17 protein-coding genes are annotated in these 18,975 nt (G+C 69.1%); 6 read left to right on the forward strand and 11 right to left on the reverse strand.

Going from position 1 to position 18,975, the window contains the following annotated elements; genetic code table 11:
- Positions 1-10: 10 nt before the first annotated feature.
- Positions 11-670 (reverse strand): response regulator, encoded by a 660-nt coding sequence (locus ABT304_RS29555; RefSeq protein WP_160021884.1) that lies wholly within the window; start codon positions 668-670, stop codon positions 11-13.
- Complete coding sequence (locus ABT304_RS29560) at positions 667-1,914, reverse strand: sensor histidine kinase (protein WP_350720844.1); 1,248 nt, start codon at positions 1,912-1,914, stop codon at positions 667-669. Before ABT304_RS29560 ends, ABT304_RS29555 begins: the two co-directional genes overlap by 4 nt.
- A 145-nt stretch (positions 1,915-2,059) precedes the next feature.
- On the opposite strand from ABT304_RS29560, the gene ABT304_RS29565 reads away from it, so the two are divergent.
- Complete coding sequence (locus ABT304_RS29565; RefSeq protein WP_350720846.1) at positions 2,060-2,956, forward strand: CPBP family glutamic-type intramembrane protease; 897 nt, start codon at positions 2,060-2,062, stop codon at positions 2,954-2,956.
- 233 nt (positions 2,957-3,189) lie between these two features.
- Here ABT304_RS29565 and ABT304_RS29570 read toward each other — a convergent pair whose 3' ends face one another.
- From ABT304_RS29570 to ABT304_RS29605, 8 genes are all read right to left on the reverse strand, one after another.
- Entirely contained in the window at positions 3,190-3,633 is a 444-nt protein-coding gene (locus tag ABT304_RS29570) for a Pycsar system effector family protein (RefSeq protein WP_350720848.1), read from the reverse strand.
- Positions 3,634-3,662: 29 nt separating this feature from the next.
- Positions 3,663-4,037: a hypothetical protein gene (locus tag ABT304_RS29575; protein WP_350720850.1), complete on the reverse strand. Its 375-nt coding sequence runs from the start codon at positions 4,035-4,037 to the stop codon at positions 3,663-3,665.
- Positions 4,027-5,022 (reverse strand): hypothetical protein, encoded by a 996-nt coding sequence (locus tag ABT304_RS29580; RefSeq protein WP_350720852.1) that lies wholly within the window; start codon positions 5,020-5,022, stop codon positions 4,027-4,029. Before ABT304_RS29580 ends, ABT304_RS29575 begins: the two co-directional genes overlap by 11 nt.
- Positions 5,023-5,033: 11 nt before the next feature.
- Positions 5,034-7,154 (reverse strand): hypothetical protein, encoded by a 2,121-nt coding sequence (locus ABT304_RS29585; protein ID WP_350720854.1) that lies wholly within the window; start codon positions 7,152-7,154, stop codon positions 5,034-5,036.
- Complete coding sequence (locus tag ABT304_RS29590) at positions 7,151-7,918, reverse strand: hypothetical protein (protein WP_350720855.1); 768 nt, start codon at positions 7,916-7,918, stop codon at positions 7,151-7,153. Before ABT304_RS29590 ends, ABT304_RS29585 begins: the two co-directional genes overlap by 4 nt.
- Before the next feature lie 71 nt (positions 7,919-7,989).
- Entirely contained in the window at positions 7,990-8,604 is a 615-nt protein-coding gene (locus ABT304_RS29595) for a Crp/Fnr family transcriptional regulator (RefSeq protein ID WP_350720857.1), read from the reverse strand.
- A gap of 227 nt (positions 8,605-8,831) precedes the next feature.
- Complete coding sequence (locus tag ABT304_RS29600) at positions 8,832-9,227, reverse strand: hypothetical protein (protein WP_350720859.1); 396 nt, start codon at positions 9,225-9,227, stop codon at positions 8,832-8,834.
- Between the two features lie 138 nt (positions 9,228-9,365).
- Entirely contained in the window at positions 9,366-10,625 is a 1,260-nt protein-coding gene (locus ABT304_RS29605) for an MFS transporter (protein ID WP_350720861.1), read from the reverse strand.
- 104 nt (positions 10,626-10,729) lie between these two features.
- Here ABT304_RS29605 and ABT304_RS29610 point away from each other — a divergent pair, with 104 nt between their 5' ends.
- Genes ABT304_RS29610 through ABT304_RS29630 form a run of 5 tightly spaced genes read left to right on the forward strand, consistent with a single transcriptional unit; the run spans position 10,730 to position 18,393 of the window.
- Complete coding sequence (locus ABT304_RS29610) at positions 10,730-12,181, forward strand: pyridoxal phosphate-dependent decarboxylase family protein (protein WP_350720863.1); 1,452 nt, start codon at positions 10,730-10,732, stop codon at positions 12,179-12,181.
- Entirely contained in the window at positions 12,178-13,524 is a 1,347-nt protein-coding gene (locus ABT304_RS29615; protein ID WP_350720865.1) for a lysine N(6)-hydroxylase/L-ornithine N(5)-oxygenase family protein, read from the forward strand. Before ABT304_RS29610 ends, ABT304_RS29615 begins: the two co-directional genes overlap by 4 nt.
- A complete protein-coding gene (locus tag ABT304_RS29620; RefSeq protein WP_350720867.1) occupies positions 13,521-15,812 on the forward strand; it encodes a GNAT family N-acetyltransferase in 2,292 nt (763 codons plus the stop codon). The genes ABT304_RS29615 and ABT304_RS29620 overlap by 4 nt, the downstream gene beginning before the upstream one ends.
- The gene (locus ABT304_RS29625) at positions 15,809-17,905 is read left to right on the forward strand and encodes a penicillin acylase family protein (RefSeq protein ID WP_350720869.1); all 2,097 of its coding nucleotides are present in this window, start codon (positions 15,809-15,811) and stop codon (positions 17,903-17,905) included. The genes ABT304_RS29620 and ABT304_RS29625 overlap by 4 nt, the downstream gene beginning before the upstream one ends.
- The gene (locus ABT304_RS29630; RefSeq protein ID WP_350720871.1) at positions 17,896-18,393 is read left to right on the forward strand and encodes a GNAT family N-acetyltransferase; all 498 of its coding nucleotides are present in this window, start codon (positions 17,896-17,898) and stop codon (positions 18,391-18,393) included. Before ABT304_RS29625 ends, ABT304_RS29630 begins: the two co-directional genes overlap by 10 nt.
- Before the next feature lies 1 nt (position 18,394).
- Here ABT304_RS29630 and ABT304_RS29635 read toward each other — a convergent pair whose 3' ends face one another.
- Complete coding sequence (locus tag ABT304_RS29635) at positions 18,395-18,730, reverse strand: DUF1048 domain-containing protein (protein WP_350720873.1); 336 nt, start codon at positions 18,728-18,730, stop codon at positions 18,395-18,397.
- Between the last annotated feature and the right edge of the window lie 245 nt (positions 18,731-18,975).

Here is an 18,975-nt window from a genome sequence, read left to right on the forward strand (position 1 = left end):
CGGCAATGTCTCAGTGCTCGACGAGCCCCGACTGGTAGGCCCACACGGCCGCCTGGAGGCGTGACTTGACGCCGAGCTTGGGCATCATCCGGGCCAGGTGGGACTTGACAGTGGAGACCTCGAGGACGAGCGCCTGGGCGATCTCCTCGTTGGACATGCCCTCAGCCAGGTGGAGGAGGATGTCGAGCTCGCGGGTGGTGAGGACCTCGCTGGCGCGCGCTGCGGTCACGGGCTGCGTACGCCTGCGGGTGACGACCTCGCGGAGGACCCGCCGTGTCAGCGAGGTGTCGAGGGTGCCGTGGCCGGCGGCGACGGAGCGTACGGCGGCGACGATGGCATCGGGGTCGGCGTCCTTGAGGAGGAAGCCGGAGGCGCCGGCCTCGAGGGCTCCGAAGACGTAGTCGTCGATGTCGAAGGTGGTCAGGACGAGCACCGGGATCGGGTCGGCGACGTCGGGGCCGCACAGCTCGCGGGTGGCGCTGATGCCGTCGCGGCCGGGCATGCGGATGTCCATGCAGACCACGTCGGGCCGTAGCGCCAGCGCCCGCTCGACCGCGGCGGCACCGTCCTCGGCCACGGCGACGACCTCGATGTCGGGCTCGGTCTCCAGCAGCGTACGCAGCCCGGCACGCACCAGCGGCTGGTCGTCGGCGACCACGACCCGGATCATCCGGCGACCTCCGCGGTCGCGGTGGCGGGGATCCGCAGCCGCGTCTGCCAGCCGCCCTCAGCGGTCGGTCCGGCCTCGAGCGTCGAGTCGGTCAGGTCAGCGCGCTCCTGCATGCCCACCAGGCCCAGGCCGCGCCGCCGCGGCGGTTCCGCGGGGATCGGTGGCGGCCCGTTACGCACCGTCACCATCACCTCGGCCGGATCCCGGGCGTCCAGGACCACCTCGCACCGGGCGCCCGGCGCGTGCCGGGCGGCGTTGGCGAGGCACTCCTGCACGGTGCGATAGGCGGAGAGCTGGGCGAGCGGCCCGACGCTCTCGGGGACGGAACCGGCCCCCAGGAGGGAGAACGACACCTCGAGCCCGGCGCGACGGGCGTCGTCGACGAGCGAGCCCAGCTGGGACAGGCGCTCGTGCCCGCTCGCCTCCCCGGCCTGTCCCGGGCTCCGCAGCAGCGTGACCAGGCCACGCAGCTCGCGCAGCATCGCGGTGCTCTGGGTGCGGACCTGGCGTACGGACTCCTTCGCGCCGGCCGGGTCGGTGTCGATCTGCCGCTCGACCGCGCCCGTCATCACCGCGATGCCGGTGAGGTGGTGGGCGGCGATGTCGTGGAGCTCGCGGGCCATCGCCGTACGCTCCTCCGCGATCGCCGCGGCGATCTGGGCGGACTGCTCCCGGTCGACGGCGTCCGCGAGATCGGTCCGGGCCGACCGTGCGTCGCGGCGTGCGCGTACGGTGGCGGCGAGCAGCGCCGGAGCGGCGATCACGCCCGCACCCTGGACGAGACCGGCCAGGACCGCGGTGCCGACCGGAAGGCCGATGCTCGTCTGGCTCAGGCAGGTGCCGAGCGCGACCAGCGGCCCGGCCCCGGCCAGTGCCCCGGCCAGGGCCCGGATCCGACGGGGGAGCGGAGTCGAGGTCACCGCCGACCACACCGCGACCAGCACGGCCGCCGAGGCGAGGCTGGTGGTGTCGCCCGCGCCGCTGACCGCGAGCACGACCGAGGCGGCGGCCACGACCAGCAGCACCGCCAGCGGCCGGGAGCGCCGCTCGAGGAGCACCACCGCCTGGGCGGTGAGCACCACCAGCGCCGCCCACCAACCCGCGCTGCCGAGCGCGGGGCTTCCGCCGATCTCGGCGTCGGCCGAGTCGAGGCCGGGCGCGGCCACCAGCAGTGCGGTGGTGACCAGCCAGACCACCACGGGTGGGATCAGTCGCGGCACCGTCCGGGTCGTCTCGTCGCTCACGCCATCATCCTTTCCGCAACCGGTCCCGGTCGCCAGCATCTTTCGATGCAAGTGCGAAGGTTCGCTCTTTTGCCCGGCGCGACCGGACCGGCCCCGTTCCTAGGTTCAGGTCAGGAAAGCGACCCAACGCCGAAAGGGAACGACCATGACCACAACCCAGCCCGTGACCCGGCCCGTCACCGAACGGGATCAGGGCCTACGCGCCTTTGTCACCCGCCACCAGCTCTCCACCTTCTTCGTGCTGGCCCTCGCGGCGAGCTGGCTGGCCTGGACACCGTACGTCCTGTCCAACAGCGGCCTCGGCGTCTGGGATCTCACCTTCCCCGGCGGCATGATCGGCGGCCAGCTCCTCGGGATGCTCCCGGGCGCGTACCTCGGGCCGATCGGCAGCGCCGCGCTGGTCACTGGGATCGTCGGCGGCCGGGCCGGGCTGCGGGCCTGGGTCGTCGGGATGTGGCGCTGGCGGGCCAGCTGGCGCTGGTACGCCGGCATCCTGATCGGCGTGCCGGCCACGATCATCGTCGCGACCCAGGCCGTCGGCGGGCAGATGGCGGCGCCGTCGCAGGCGTGGCTGATCGTGCTGGTGGCGTACGTCCCCGGTCTCATCCTGCAGATGATCACCACCGGCCTCGCCGAGGAGCCGGGCTGGCGCGACTTCGCCCTGCCCCGGCTGCAGCGGAAGGTCGGACCGCTCGGGTCCGCGTTCGTGCTGGGCCCGATCTGGGCGCTGTGGCACATGCCGCTCTTCCTGACCGACTGGGCCGGCTGGCCGGACGTGCGCTGGTACGCCCCGCTCGTCTTCACGGCCTTCTGCGTCACCTTCGGGATCGTGATGACCTGGGTCTTCAACCGCACCGGTCAGAGCCTGCCGCTGGCGATGCTGCTGCACACCAGCGTCAACAACTACGCCTCGGTCGCCTCCACCGAGCTCTTCCCGGGCGTCGACGCCGACCGGTTCCAGCTCGCGGTGCTGCTCGCCGCGGGGATCGGCGCCGCCATCGTCATCATCGCCACGCGCGGCCGGCTTGGCTACGGAAAGTAGAGAACCGGCGTGTATAGAGGGCCAATGCTTATCGGCGCAGGCGCCGTGTCGCACCGCTCGTGGTACGCCGGGGCGAACCCGCACAGAGGGCCGCCGGCGGGCAGCGTGCAGCTCGAGGACATTATCGGCTCCGCGCACGAAGGGCGACATGGAGCCGGTGTTCCTGAGGCTGCGAGCACTGCGGAGGCCGACCAGCCGATCGGGGCCGACTGGCGGAATGCAGCGACAGCCGGTCACGACGTCAGCATCGAGGCGGCTGCGATGGTGATGCCCATGGCGAACAGTCCCAGAGCGGCACGTATCCAGCGATACTTGACGATGATGATTCGGCTCAGCTCTGCGGCCGCCTGGACCAGGCCGGACTGCTCTACCGGCCCATCGCCGTCCAAGGCCGACGCGAGCTGACCGGTCCTAGCGGCACGGTCGATGTCGGCGAAGGACGAGAACCCGGCTCCGGCGGTCCATGCGCTGCGGCGATAACGGGGGGTCAGAACCTTCAGTAGGCATCCCAGCGCCAGGAACCACAGGATGCACCCGAGCCGCGCAAGGACCGCGGACAGGCCGGTTCCGTCGAGGTTTGTCATGCCGATGGGCGCGGCCAGGCCCATGCTCATCGCGGCGATGAGCATGGCGGCCTTGGTGTCTGCGTGGATCACCTCGGCGCGAAGGTCGGCCACGATCGTCGCCGCGGAGCCGTGTTCCCGGGTCATGTCAGCAGCACCAGACACAGGGCGCCGACAACGGCTCCGGCCAGGGCTTGCGTACGCCCCGTCTCGTGCGATGCGAAGGCGACGGCATCCGATATCACCAGGCCGGCAGTGTGGAGCGTGCAGGCGAGGCTGGACACGATCTCGCCATAGCCGAAGAGGAATGGAAGCGGCCGGCCGACGGCTTTGCGGAGGACGGTCGTGCATGCGTACTCAGGGACGAGTAGGACGGCCCCGACGGCATCGACCACCAAACTGACAGCGCGGGGAAGCCGCTCGGCCAGCGGTCCCAACAGCCAGCGGAAGGCGAGATAGAAACCTGTCGCCGCAATGACCCAACAGATGACCAGGTCAGCGATTGAGTCAGTCTTCATCGTCTGCGCCGGGCTGGGGCAGCTGCTGCTTGACCTGAGGGGGACGCTGCGCCGCATTGCTGTTGGCGACTGTCTCGAGAATCTCGCGGATCGTCTCGGTGGCCATCCTGGCCGGGTCTTCGAGCTGGTGGTCCTCGAGGTGACCCTCCTCGAGGAGCTTCATGGCCAGCTGTGCCTTGGTGGCCAGGGTCTGTTGCTTATCGCTCCGCAGTCCTTCCAGCGCGTGCGCGACGTTGCCTGGGTTCTCCGCGATCAACAGCGCCCACATGGCATCTTCATCGTTGAGGAATCGTTGGAAGAACTCAGTGTTCTGCTGGGTGAGCTCGTGCTTCTGCTGGGTCACTGCCCGATTGGTGATGTGCTGCTCGGCGTTCTGTTCAGTCTGATATCGCTGCTGGCGCAGCGCGGTGAAGTGTTCCAACGCCTGCGCGTCGAGTGTGAGTCGCACGATGCAGTTCACCTGCAGGCCGAGGTGCTCGCCGATGCGAGCCTCTTCGAGCGCCTGGTTCACCTCGACCTCGGCGGCGGCACTCGCCTCGATCTTGAACCGTCGGGTTCGGCTGGTCAGCACCTTGCGGAGCTCCGGTTCGATCGTGGTCCGGACGTCATGGACCCCGCTACGTACGACCGTCTCGGGGTGGGCAACGTGCCAGGTGACGTCGACCTCGGTGTGGAAGAAGAAGGCGTCGCCCGAGCTGGGCAGGTCGTATTCGAAGAACTGGTGATGGTGGCCGAGGTCGACCTCGTAGAGCTTGACGTAGTTGCGCCAGGCGAGCTCGCCACGGGTGGGTTGATGAGTGGCCGCGTACGTGGTGAGGCTTCCGTCGGCGCCGATGAGGACCAGAGCCGCGTCAGCGGAGACCTCGAGCGGGGCTCGGACGAATTCGAAGCGACGAAGCGTGCGTACGCTGCGGATCGGGTCGGTCACGGTGGCCGGGGGCCCGAAGGGCTCAATGGGTTGGATGGGGTTGGGTGCTTCGGACATCGGGGGATACCTCACTGTTCGAGAAGGTGGTTTCGGATGCGATCTGCGACAAGGCGCGCATCCGCGGGTGCGTCAGCGGGAAGGTGGCGGAGCAGGTAGTCGAGCCGAGCGCGTTCGTTCGAACTCACGGCAAGGTCGGCGAAGAGGCGCCGCAGCTCTGGCACGAGGGAGTCCTCCTCGACCGCGAGGGTGACCCAGTCGGTGAGGCGGTCGCGGGCGTCGTCGCGTACACCCGGGTCGTTCAGTGCGGCACGCCACAGTGTGATGAACGCAGCCCATGCCTGCTGGTCGGAGGCGCCGTGGTTGAGCAGCGTCGGTCGTCCGTCGGCTTGCTCGCCGGCAGCGATCATGAACGCCCGATGCGCCAGCTCTCGGCGCGGTCCGTGTTCTCGTGACCAGCCGACCAAGGTGTTGCGCGCCTGGCCGGCGAGAGGACTGATGAGCAGACGCGCCGCGGCCCTTTCTAGCTCACGTTCGAGCTGACGATCCGTGGTCGGCATCTCGGCGATCTCGGAGATCAACGAGATGGCGGACTCGTCCGATAGGTCAGCAAGCGCATCGGCGGTATGGACAACGGTCCAGCGCCTGGCCACGCCTCCCTCAGCCCAGCGCTTCAGCACCTCCTCGACTTTGGCCTTGGCGCCCTGTTCCGCGGCGGCGTAGAGCGCCCAGGCAGCCACCTGGCGTTGTCCGAGCTGCTTCGATCCTGCCCACTGTCCCAGTAGCGAGTTGGCGATGGAGGGAAAGTCGATCGATGCCAAGAAACCTGCCGCAAGCGCGGCTCGCACCCGGGAGGCTCGTGGTGCCGTTGTGCCGAGGTCGCCTAGCCAGCGGCGGATTGGGTCGCGTGCGGTCGGATGCTCGAGCCACACGTGGCGCAGCACGGCGGGCCAGGTCGCAGGATTGCGGAAGGCAGTCACCGTGTTCAGGTCGAGGTCGTGGTCGGTATCAACCGAGTCGGCTTCGTAAGCGCGTGCCCAGTCGAGCCTGGCGCTGTGACTGGTGCCGAAGATCGACAATGACCGGTGTTTCTCGAAGGTGCGGTAGAGGTCGTCCCCTGCCTCGGCGATGGTTGGGTAGGGCAGCCGGTCGAGCACGGCGAGTGCGATCAGGAAGGCCTTCTCGCGCAAGGAGCCGTTGGTGTCCGCAAACGCTCGCCGCGCGTGGTCTTCGGCCGCAGTGATGCGGTAGTCGGCGAGGTCTTGCCGGGTCGCCTGTCCGTGGAAGTAGTCGGCGAGCCTACGTGCATACTCAACGATCTCCCTGGGGGACGGCTGGGTCTCGAGGTAGGTGCGGGTTTCCTCGAGGTCCAGCGCAGGCTGTATCTGGGATTGATCGAGACGCTCCACGTCCAGGTGTGCGCGCAGGATGTCGCCAGCAGCTGGTGGGCGCCAATCGTGCTGTTCGGTCAGGGCCCCCTCCACTGCTGCGCGCGGATCGATTGTGATGATCGCGTAGCCGTCGTTCTCCTGGAGTTTGTCTTGGATCGCGTGCAGATGATGTTGGCGGAGCGGGTCGTCACTGTTGATCGAGGGGTCAGGTATCAGATGGTGTGCCCCGTTGATCAGCTGTTCGGCCAGATAGTCCGGCTGGATCTTCGGATTGAGAACATGCACGGGCCGTGAGACTTGGTCAACGTCGGTGAGGATGCCGATCGACCCCGTTCGGCGGCCCGATGCCTTCGGCCCACAAAGCACGAGGACCCGGTTGTCACGCAGACGCTGCACGAGTTCGTCGTGATCAGAGGTCCTGACGAATCGTTGAACGAGTGAGGTCACGTACGGCGCGGGCATCGGACCGCTGATGGACCTTCGGTGCGAAGAGCCGTAGTAGTTGTTTGTAATGGTCTTGTTGCCGCCGACCGCATCACCTCCGAACTCGGCCTTGTCGATGACATTCGCGCTGTTCGCGAGATATTGCCGGGCCTGCCGTCGGAAGTCATTGACGGCTTCCTGGGTCTCGGCTTCGTCGTCTGCTGCCTTGTCCTTGGTCTGCTCCGCGGTCTCCTCATCTTCGGAGGTCTGATCGGATCCCCTGGCCTCGGTATCCGGCTCTTTGGGGTCGGATTCCGCGGTATCGGATTGCGCGGCCCGTGACTCGGCGGCCTCGGACGGGGGTGCCTCGGCGGTCATTTGTCATGCACCGTCTTGTTGCCGGCGATGTTGTCACCGTGAAACGTGATGTTGCCGCTGCCGTTGAAGAAATTGCCTGACATCGGTGCAGGCAGCTGAGCTGATGGCGCCTGGGGTTTCGGCGCGGGGGTGGCTTGCGGCGCTGGTGCCGCCGGTTCCGTCGGTCCCGTCTGATCCGCAGGTGTTGTGTGCCGCGGCGGAGTTGCCGCGTAGACCCACCCAGCGACCCGCGGCTCCTTGTCGTCGGCATCGATCGGGTGGAAGTGGTCGACGCGCACACCGCTGAAGTCGTGGCGGATCACGTCGTGGTGAACAGCCTCGCTGACTGCGAACACCAGCAGCTCGCCGGACTCCTCGAGTTGGGCGTACAGCTTCTTGGAGTTGAGCAGGCGGAAGACCTCGATCGCGGGAGTTCCGACGACTCCTCGGGACGTGATCTCGACGTCACCGGCGTGCACGGCAGCACGCAACCGGATCTTCGCGGTGTCACTGGCAAGGCGGTTGTAGTCGTAGAGAGCGGTCGGCAGCTCGGTGAGTACGGAACGGATGAGCTTCGCCTTCGACACCTCCGCGTCGAGAACGACGAAGACGCCATCGCCACGATCTTCGAGCCGCGTCGATGTCTGCTCGATCTCCGCCTCGGTGAGGACCTGCTCCAGAAAGCCGTACATGACCCGCTGGGCCTCGGCCTGCTCGATGTGCCGTCTTGGACCGAACTTCTCGATGTCGAACACCAGCAGGGTCTTGTGGACCGGATCGGCCATGGTCTCTACCTCCGATGATTTGGTTGAGACCTCAGCATCGCGTCACCCGCGGGGTTCCAATAGGACCGTTGTCACCGTTCGAATGTGATCGATTTACCTTCGCTGACGCGGCGCAGCATGCCCGGTCGGAGGATGACGTAACGGCGGTTGCTCGTCGCGATCAGGCCCTTCTCGCGAAACTCTTTGAGGACCCGGGTTACGCCCTCGCGAGCGCATCCGACGGAGCCGGCGAGCTCGTGCTGCGTCAGCGACATCCGGATGACGATCCCGGTCTCATGGCGCTCCCCATGGGCCCCTGCGAGCTCGAGGAGCACGCGGGCGAGCCGTTGGGGCACCGTCTTCGAGGCCTGCTCCAGCCGCTGCCGGTCCGAGGTCCGCCAACGGTCGTTGGTGAGAGCGAGGAGCTGCCGCCACGCGCTCCGGTGGCGGTCGAGGAAACGGGAGAACTCCTCGCCGGGCACATGGCGAGCCACTACCGGCTCGAGCGTGGTCACGGTCACGGCACGGATGGTGTCGTCTAGTCCGGCGCTTTCGCCGATGACGTCGCCTGGTCCTCGTCGGGCGAGCAGTCCCTCGTGCCCCGACAGGGTGGTGCCGGTGACCTTCAGCCATCCGCTGCGGATCAGGAGCACGTGAGTCGAGGGCTCACCCGCCCGCATCACCACGGCCTTGCCTGGATATGTCACCTCGAGTCCGAGCTGCAAGGCATCGTCTCGAGCCGGGCCGTCCAGCCGGAGCAGGTACGGAACTTGGTCGTCCAGGCGGAATGAATTCCGGCGCGGATGCGTACTCATGGGCGACCCGACCCCCACCTCGGTGACTCAGCGCGAACATCCGCCAATGTACGTGGGCAGGTCGCCGTTCGACTTCGGTTGTGACGATTTCGCTGGAGTTCCGTTCCATCCAGTGGTCGTCAGGCGTGGCGAGCGGGGCGATATCGCTGAACCGCGGCCATAGCGCCGGCGACGATTCCCACCACAAGGGTGGCTCGCTGGATGATGCCGGTGACCTGGATAAAGAGGCCTTGTTCACCGGAGAGAGCTTCCATCGAGCCGGAGGCGAGGACGGCGCCGATGCCGAGCACGATCGGCCAGGTCAGGGCGACCAGCGTGGTCCAGCGCCAGCGTGCACCGAGCACCGTCAGGGCGATTACGGCCAATGAGATCACCAAGCCGGGCGGGATCGTTGGATAGTTGTCGACACCGCCGGCGATCTGTACGACGATCATGGCGCCGAACACGATGATGCCGCCGAGGTTGACGAGGCTAGCCAGAGACAGCCGCGGCTGGACGGTTTGGGTTGTTGTCATGCCGCAACAGTGCCGCCGTCTTTGGGTGTGGGGCGTCTGCTCGGGCACGTAGCCGAACTGCGCAATCCCGCGTACGAGCGTCCTGGCGTGCCGTTCTCCAATTGACCCGACCTGACGCGTCCATTCTGCGTTGGTCGCCTACTCGGCGGCTACACCGACCGGTTCGTCGAGGGTCTCGGCCTCCGGGGCGCCGTCCTCGGCCGCGGTGAGCAGGAACCGGAGCCGGGTCAGCACCAGGCCCGCGGTGAGGGTGCCGCCGATCACGACGACCGCCCACAGGTGGCCGAGGCCGCTGCCGATGAGGGAGCCGGCCAGGGCCGGACCGAGGATCTGGCCGAGGGTCAGGGTGAGACCGAGGGAGGCGTTGTAGCGGCCGCGCAGGTGGTCGGGGGCGATGGTGTTCGCCAGCCCGGTCACGATCGGCGCCCACAGCGTCTCGCCCAGGCCGAAGATGGCCAGGCCGACCACCACGGCGGCCACAGCGCCGGCGACGGGCATCAGGTCCGCGGCCGCCAGCACGCTCCAGGCCAGCGACCAGGTCAGCACGGCGCACGCCAGTGCGGTCGTTCGTCGCCATCCGGAGGTGAGCCGCAGCAGGATCACCTGGCCGCACACGATCACTGCGGCGTTGGCGGCGAAGGCCCAGCCGAGCGCGGTCGCCGGCACCCCGGCCACATCGACGGCGTACGCGGTCGCGCCGGCCTCGAGCTGTCCGTAGCCGAAGGTCACCGCGAGCACGCCGCAGGCGACCAGGGCCACCGCCCGCCGGTCGCGCAGCACTTCGCCCCAGGACCCGGCGGTCGCGTCGTCCGCGTCGTTCTCCGCGGGACGGGCGGGGGAGCGGACCAGGAATGCCAGCACCGCGGCGTAGACGAGATAGGCGACGGCGTCGCACAGGTAGAGCACCTGGAACGTCTCCGGACGCGCGACGTCGATGAGGAAAGCGCTGACCAGACCACCCACGCCGATGCCCGCGTTCAGCCCCAGGAAGGCGAACCCGTAGGCCCGCTCGCGGTCCTCGGCCGGGACCATCCCGGCCAGCAGCGTCGTCGTGCCCGGCCACAGGGGAGAGGCGCCCACGACCACGCCGGCCAGCACCACCATCGTCGGCACGGTCCCGTCGACGAAGCCGAGCGACCCGATCGAGACGGACTCCACGATCAGCGCGGCGATCAGGACCGCGCGAGGCCCGAAGCGGTCGAGGAGCGCTCCGACGCCGGGGGCGGCCGCCAGGCCGACCAGGCCCATCCAGGCGAACATCCAGCCGGCGGTCGACGAGCCGAGGTCCTGGACCTGGGCCATGTAGACGTACAGGAACGGAAGGGTCAGGCCGTTGCCGAGGGAGGCGAAGGCGAAGCCGGCGAGCACGCGACGAGCCTGGGTGGGGGAGTGCGGCACGGGTGTGATCGTCCTCTCTCTGGCCCACCTGTCTGGCGGGGACGCGTTTAGGGTAGCCTCACTTAGGTTCGCCTAACCTAATCCCCCCGTGTCGAAGGAGACCAGTGAGCGCACCGCACTTGGAGCATCTGTTCCACCCCGACAATGCTCGTGAGTACACCAGCGGCATCACCGAAGCAATCCGGCTGCTCGTCGACCAGCTCGCCACTCTCGAGGGTCCCACCACCGGAATCTCCCCCGAGGAGGCAGCAGTGCCGGTCGCCGAGGTCGACCTGGACAACCCCCTCGTCGACGGCGCCGCAGCGCTGGCCGAGGTCAGCAAGCTGTGGCTCCAGGATGCGGTCTGGTTCCACGACCCCTCCTACGCCGCCCACCTCAACTGCCCGGTCGTGATCCCCTCCCTCGTCGGGGAGCTGCTGATCGCGGCCGTCAACACCTCGATGGACACCTTCGACCAGTCCGTGGGCGGTACGTTCATGGAGCGTCGTCTCATCGACTGGACCGCGGCTCGCGCGGGCTACCCGGAGGCGACCCGCGACGGCATCTTCACCAGCGGCGGGAGCCAGTCCAACCTGCAGGCGCTGCTCCTGGCCCGTGGTGAGGCGGAGCGCCGCGGCGTACCTCTGGACCGGCTGCGCTTCCTGACCTCCGCGGACAGCCACTTCTCCATCGCCAAGTCGGCACGCCTGCTCGGCATGGACGACGCGGCCGCGATCGCGATCCCGACCGACGCCGAGCACCGGATGGACGTCGTCGCTCTGCGCGAGGCGCTCGACGAGTGCGTCGTCGACGGTCTCGTCCCGGCCGCGGTCGTGGCCACCGCCGGCACCACCGACTTCGGCGTCATCGACCCTCTCCACGCCATCGCCGACGCCTGCCAGGACTTCAACGTCTGGTTCCACGTCGACGCGGCGTACGGCGGCGGGCTGCTCGCCTCGCCGAAGTATCGCCACCTGCTCGACGGCATCGAGCGGTCGAACTCGATCACGATCGACTACCACAAGACCTGGTTCCAGCCGGTCTCCTCCAGCGCGCTCCTGGTCCGCGACCTGGCGACCATGCAGCACGCCTCCTGGTACGCCGACTACCTCAACCCGCGGGAGTCGGAGAACCCCAACCAGGTCGACAAGTCCCTGCAGACCACTCGCCGCTTCGACGCGCTCAAGCTGTGGCTCACTCTGCGCACCATGGGCCCCGACCAGATCGGCGCCTACCTGGAGGCCGTCATCGATCTCGCCCGTGAGGTCTACGACATCCTCAGCGTGCAGCCCGACATCGAGGTCATCACGCCCTCCCAGCTCTCCACGGTCGTCTTCCGCTACGTCGACCCGCACCTGGACGAGGAGGCGCTGGGAGATCTCAATCGGCGCATCCGCGCCGAGATGTGGAGCGGCGGCCGCGGCGTCGTCGCCGCGACCAAGGTCGACGGCCGGCAGTTCCTCAAGCTGACGCTGCTCAACCCCAAGGCCTCCGTGCAGGACGTACTCGAGATCATCGAGCAGGTCCGTACGCTGGGCCTTTCGCTGGGCCGCGCCGTTCCGGAGGTCGCCCGATGACCGCACCCGCCGCCCCCGCAACGGTGTTCACAGCCACCGATGTCCGCGTCCACGACCTGATCGGCATCGGGCTCGGCCCGTTCAACCTCGGTCTGGCCGCGCTCGCCGACCCGATCGACGAGCTCGACTGTCTCTTCCTCGAGGGCCGCGACCGGTTCGACTGGCACCCCGGGATGATGCTCGACGAGGCCACCCTGCAGGTGCCGTTCCTCGCCGATCTGGTGACGATGGCCGACCCGACCTCGAGGTTCAGCTTCCTCAACTTCCTCAAGCAGACCGGCCGGATCTACCCGTTCTACATCCGCGAGAACTTCCTGCCCCACCGGCGCGAGTACAACCAGTACTGCCAGTGGGTCGCTTCGCTGCTCGACTCGGTGCGCTTCGGCCAGCAGGTCACCTCGGTGGAGCACGACGGGGAGACGTACGTCGTGACCACCGCCTCCGGCGAGACTCATCGGACCAGGCGGCTGGTGCTCGGGACCGGGACGACCCCACGCGTCCCGGAGTGTGCGGCCGAGGCCGTGGCTGCGGAGGGGCCGGCGCTGCACAGCGCCGAGTACCTGGCCCGCAAGGACGAGCTCGTCACCCGGCGCAGCATCACCGTCGTCGGCAGCGGCCAGTCGGCCGCCGAGGTCTACCTCGACCTGCTGACCGCCCAGCCCGACCACGACTACCAGCTGGCCTGGCTGACCCGCAGCCCGCGGTTCTTCTCGATGGAGTACACCAAGCTCACCCTCGAGCTGACCTCCCCGGAGTACTCCGCCTACTTCCAGGCGCTTCCGAGCGAGAAGCGCGAGCGGCTGCTGAAGGCGCAGCAGAGCCTCTACAAGGGCATCTCGGGCGACACCATCGACGCCATCCACGAGGCGCTCTACACCCGGTCGGTCACCGAGGCGGCCGAGACCACGCTGCTCACCAACACCGAGGTGCGCGGCGTGACCCGGACCGAGAGCGGCTACCACCTCGCGCTGCACCATGTGGAGCAGGAGGAGGACTACGAGATGGCGACCGAGGCGCTCGTCCTCGCCACCGGATACCGCGCCGGCATCCCGGCCTTCCTGGAGCCCGTCCGCGACCGGCTCCGCCTCGACGAACAGGGGCGCTACGCCGCCAGCTCGACCTTCTCGGTCGACACCGCCGACCGCGAGATCTGGGTCCAGAACGGCGAGGAGCACACCCACGGCTTCGTCGCCCCGGACCTCGGCATGGGCGCCTACCGCAGCTCGGTGATCCTCGCCGCCATCCTCGGCCGGGAGCCGTACCCCGTCGAGAAGCGGGTCGCCTTCCAGGAGTTCGGCGTCCCCGACAGATTCAAGCTTCAGCCCACGGAGGAGAACCGATGAGGATCACGATCGAGCCGCTCGAGATCGAAGCCCACCTCGCCACCGTCCACTCCTGGGTGACCCACCCGCGCTCGGCGTACTGGATGATGCTGGACGCCACGCTGGAGGATGTCGCCGCGGAGTACGCGCGGATCGCCGGACACCCGCACCACGACGCCTGGCTCGGCCGGGTCGACGGGGTGCCGGCGTTCCTGGTCGAGACCTACGACCCCGCGCGCAGCGAGCTGGCCGGGATCACGCACGTGCCCGACCTGGCGCCCGGAGACCTGGGCATGCACGTCCTGGTCGCGCCGACCTCAGGTGAGCCCGTGACCGGCTACACCACCCGGGTCTTCCGGGCGGTCATGCGGCACTGCTTCGCGGACCCCGGCGTGCGTCGCGTGGTGGTCGAGCCGGACGTACGCAACGAGCCGATCCGGCGCAAGAACACCGAGGCCGGCTTCGTCGAGTTGCGCGAGATCAGCATCGGGGAGAAGACCGCGATGCTCTCGGTCTGCACCCGGGAGATGTACGCAGCCGCCCACCTGCGCCCGGAGAACCTGCGCGTCGCGCACCGCCACCTGGTCGCCAAGGCGATCGCGGAGTTCAGCCACGAGCGGATGATCGCCCCGGTCGAGACCGATGGCGGCTGGGAGCTGCACGGTCCCTCCTCGACGTACGCCTTCTCCGCCCGACGCTTCCAGCTCGACCACTGGGTGGTGGACGCCGCTTCGATCGTGCGTCGAACCGGGGAGTCGCGGGACATCGAGGCCGAAGTCGACGCGCAGGCGTTCGTCGCCGAGTTCGCGCCCGATCTTGGGATCCCGGACAAGTTGCTGCCGACCTATCTGGAGGAGCTGGCGGCCACGATCGCATCGGCCTGCTGGAAGCTCGAGCACCAGACGCTGACCGCCGCCGACCTGGTCGACGCGGACCACCAGAGCGTCGAAGGTGCGATGAGCGAGGGGCACCCGGCCTTCGTCGCCAACAACGGCCGGATCGGCTTCGACATCGACGACCACGCGCGCTGGGCACCGGAGACGAGCAACGACCTGAGCCTGCTGTGGGTCGCCGTCTCCCGGGACCAGTCCCACCTGGCCCTGGGCCGCGGCGAGGACGAGCAGGCGCTCTACGAGGCCGAGCTCGGTGAGGCGACGCTGGCCCGGTTCGCGGCAAAGCTGCGCGGGCTCGGGCTGGACCCGGACGGGTTCCGCTACCTGCCGGTCCACCCGTGGCAGTGGCGCCACAAGCTGGCGGTCACCTTCGCCACCGACGTCGCCGCGCGCCGGATCGTGCTGGTCGGCGAGGGCGAGGACGTCCACCGCCCGCAGCAGTCGATCCGGACGTACTTCAACACCAGCCGCCCCGAGCGGCACTACGTCAAGACCGCGCTGTCGATCCAGAACATGGGCTTCATGCGGGGGCTCTCGCCGGCGTACATGAGGGCGACCCCGGCCATCAACGACTGGGTCGCCGACCTGGTCGAGAGCGACGCGGAGCTGAAGGAGCGCGGCTTCGGGGTGCTGCGGGAGCTGGCCTCGGTCGGCTGGACCGGCGACGTCTTCCACGCCCTGCCGAGCCCCTCGCCCTACCGCAAGATGATCGCCGCGCTGTGGCGGGAGTCGCCGGTGCCGCGGCTCTCCGAGGGCGAGCGCTGCGCGACGATGGCGGCGCTGCTGCACCGCGACGCCGCCGGAGCCTCGTACGCGGCCGAGCTGGTCCGCGCCTCCGGGATGCCCGCCCGGGAGTGGGTGCGCAGCTACCTCGACTCCTACCTGCGCCCGCTGGTGCACTGCCTGCTGGCGTACGACCTGGTGTTCATGCCGCACGGCGAGAACCTGGTGATGGTGCTGCGCGACCACGTCCCGGTGCGGATGTTCATGAAGGACATCGGCGAGGAGGTGGCGGTGATGGGTGATCTGCCGCTGCCCGAGGAGGTCTCCCGGATCCGCGGCTCCTTCCCTGACGACGTCAAGGCGCTCGCGGTGCATACCGACATCTTCGACGGGGTGCTGCGCTACGTCGCCGCGATCCTCGATGATGAGGGGGTGCTGCCGGAGACCGAGTTCTGGGCCGAGGCCCGGGCGTGCATCGTCGACCACGCCGCCGACCACCCCGAGCTGGCCGACGCGGTCGCGCGCTACGACTTCCTCCGCCCGCGCTTCCGGCACTCCTGCCTCAACCGGCTCCAGCTGCGCAACACCCTGCAGATGGTCGACATCACCGACCAGGCCGAGTCGCTCATCTTCGCCGGCACGCTGGCCAACCCTGTCGCGGAACCGGCCGCGTCCGCCGATCCGGTCGCATGAACCTCCTTCGCGACGAGTGGGGCATCCCGCATGTGCGGGGTGCCTCGCTGACCGAGGTGGCCCGGCTGCAGGGCCGGGCCACCGCTCGGGACCGGGCCTGGCAGCTCGAGATCGAGCGGCTGCGGGGCGAGGGCCGCACCGCAGAGCTGCTCGGCCCTGCCGGGCTGGAGTGGGACGTCTTCGCCCGCCGCGCCCGGCTGGCCGCGGTGGCGCGGGCGGCCTACGAGCTGCTCGACGAGGAGACGCAGGGGTTCCTGGCGGCGTACGTCGACGGGGTCCGCGCCGGTCTCGCGGAGACCTCCTGCCCCGAGCTCGACGGGCCCGACGGGCTCGGTTCCGCGCCGGGGACCTGGCAGCCGTGGACGCCGCTGGCGGTCTTCTGGGTGCAGCAGATCCTGTTCGGGTCGTTCCCCTCGAAGCTGTTCGGAGCCCGGGCAGCGCGGGTGCTCGGGCCCGAGGCCGAGCTGTTCCGCACCGAGGGCCTCTCCGGTGGGTCCAACGCGTACGCCGTCGGCGGCGGCCGCACCGTCTCCGGTCTGCCGCTGGTCGCGGGTGACCCGCATCGGGTCTTCGAGGCGCCCAACGTCTATCTCCAGGTGCGGCTGGCGTGCACCGACCCCGACAACGCCTTCGACGTGGTCGGGATGACCTTCCCCGGCGTACCCGGCGTGCAGCACTTCGCGCACGCCGGCCAGGTCGCGTGGGGGATCACCAACGCGATGGCTCACTATCAGGATCTCTATCTCGTCGACCTGGCCCGCTCCGGCGGCTCGGTCCGCTCGGCGAGCGGCGAGGTGCGGCGGAGCGTCGAGACGGTCCTCGTTCGCGACCAGGAGCCGGTCGAGGTCGAGATCCTGGAGACCGACCGCGGACCGGTGGTCCTCGGTGGTCCCGACGAGGGCTGGGGGCAGGTGCTGCGCTCGCCCGGCCACGAGCTCGGGGACCTCGGCTTCGGGGCGCTGCTCCCGCTGCTGCGCGCCCGCTCGGTCGCCGACGTGGAGGCCGCGGTGGCGCACTGGGTCGAGCCGGTCAACAACTGGGTGATCGCCGACGTGGCGGGTGATGTCGTCCACACCGTCGGCGGCCGGGTGCCGCGGCGGGACGAGGAGGGGGAGTGGACCGGCTGGGTCGACCCGCTTCCGCGGCGTACGGCCTCGGCGGATGGATCTGTCGTGACCGCCAACGACCGGTGCATGCCGGAGTTCGACGTGCTCGCGACCGGCTTCGCGCCGCCGTTCCGGGCGCACCGGATCGCGCAGCTCCTCGACGACGCCGGACCCCTCGACGCCGAGCATGCGGTGGCGGTGCTCGCCGACACCACCCAGACCGCGGGCGGGCCCTTGCTCGCGTTGCTCCCGGTCGATCTTCGTCCGCCGGCGCTGGTCGACTGGGACGGCGCGATGGACGGCTCCCCGGGCGCGGCCTGGTATGCCGCGCTGCGGGCAGAGGTGGTCGACCGGATCTGCGCGGCACCGGCGCTCGCGCCGCTGCGTGAGCCGTCGGAGCACGGGCCTCTCTACGATCCCTGGTTCAGCCTGCCGTCGCGGGTCGCGGCCTGCTTGCATGTCATCCTGTCGGCGAAGCGGCCCTTCGGACTGGACCCGATCGCTCTCGTCGAGGAGGCTGCCCGGGCCGTCTACCTGGCCGAGTCGGCGCCCACCGACGCGGAGACGCCGAGCCAGCTCGTCATGACGAGCCGGCTCGGCAAGGACAGTGGTCAGGACGTGCCGACTCGGCGGGGGCACCTGCCGCACTGGCCCGAGAGGCACCGGTTCTGGCCGTTGCACGCGTTGGAGCAGTTCGAGCTGCCGCACCTCCGGACCGCTCCTGCCACGCCGTTGCCCGGCGACACCGACACGGTGCGCTGCAACGCCTGGATCCCGGGTGCCACTGTGACCGTCCGGGGCTCGGTGGCGCGCTACGCCTGGGATCTGGCTGACCGCGACAGCAGCCGTTGGGTCGTACCCCTCGGTGTCAGCGGATCCCCGGACAGCCCCCATCACATCGATCAGCACGACGCCTGGGCCAGGGGAGGCGCGGTCCGCGTCGTCACCGACTGGTCCCTGCTCACCGAGGAGAAGACATGCCCCTGACCATTCGTGACCTGGAGCCGTCGGCCGACATCGACCTGTTGTGCGGCTGGTTGCACGACGATCGGGCCCGGTTCTGGGGCATGGTCGAGAAGCCGCGCGAGGAGATCGAGGAGATCTACACGTGGCTGCAGGAGCAGCCCCATCTGGCTGCGTACATCGTCGAGGTCGACGGCGATCCGGTCGCGCTCTTCCAGACCTGGGACCCCGAGGTCGACGAGCTCGGCACCTTCTACGATCGCCGCCCCGGCGACATCGGCGTCCACCTCTTCCTGGCCGACACCCCGATCCGCAAGGGCCGGACGGAGGAGGTCCTCGAGTTCTTCATCGAAGAGGTCATCTCCAAGTCCGGCGCCCGCCGCGCCGTCGTCGAGCCCGACGCCTCCAACGAGGCCTCCCTCGCCAGGCTCGACGACTTCGGTTTCAAACGCGGCCCTGTCGTTCAGCTTCCGCACAAGGTCGCCCAGTACGCCTTCCTCGACCTTCCCTGACTCATGCCAGCTTCGAGGCGACCTCGTTGAGGTTCGCGCGGAGCTTGGCGCGGTAGGCGTCGTGCTGCTCGGGCAGCCGGGCGTCGCAGAAGGCGGCCAGGTCGGGTCCGGTGACCTCGATGACCGGGCGTCCGGCGGCGGCCTCGGTCTCGAAGAGGTCGAGGATCTCGCGGAGGACCTCGACGATGTCCATGCCGTCGCCGGCGGTGAAGCGCCACATGTAGCTCTTCATCTCCCCATAGACGGTGCGGTAGTCGGCGGGCAGCTCGGCGGCGCGGGCTTCCATGCGCTTCCAGTCCTTCTTGTCACCCACGAGGCGGCTGAGGATGTTGTTCATGGTGGTGCTCCTTTGGATCGGTTCGGTGTGTTTTCCCGGCCCTGTTTGGGGCCGTGGAAGAAGCGTGCAGCCCTGACGTAGCGTCAAGGTCAAGCACCGTTCCGAAGAAAGTTCTCGGAGGCCCACGAGCCTCAGGCCGCGAGGGTGTGAGTGAACCGCCCCGGTGTTTCCGGACACTTCTGATGGTGTCTCTACCCGGTCGGGGAGAGATGGTTTCTTGCAGCGTAGTGCGCGTTCTCGATCTC

Source organism: Nocardioides sp. NPDC000445, assembly GCF_040300245.1.
GTDB lineage: Bacteria > Actinomycetota > Actinomycetes > Propionibacteriales > Nocardioidaceae > Nocardioides.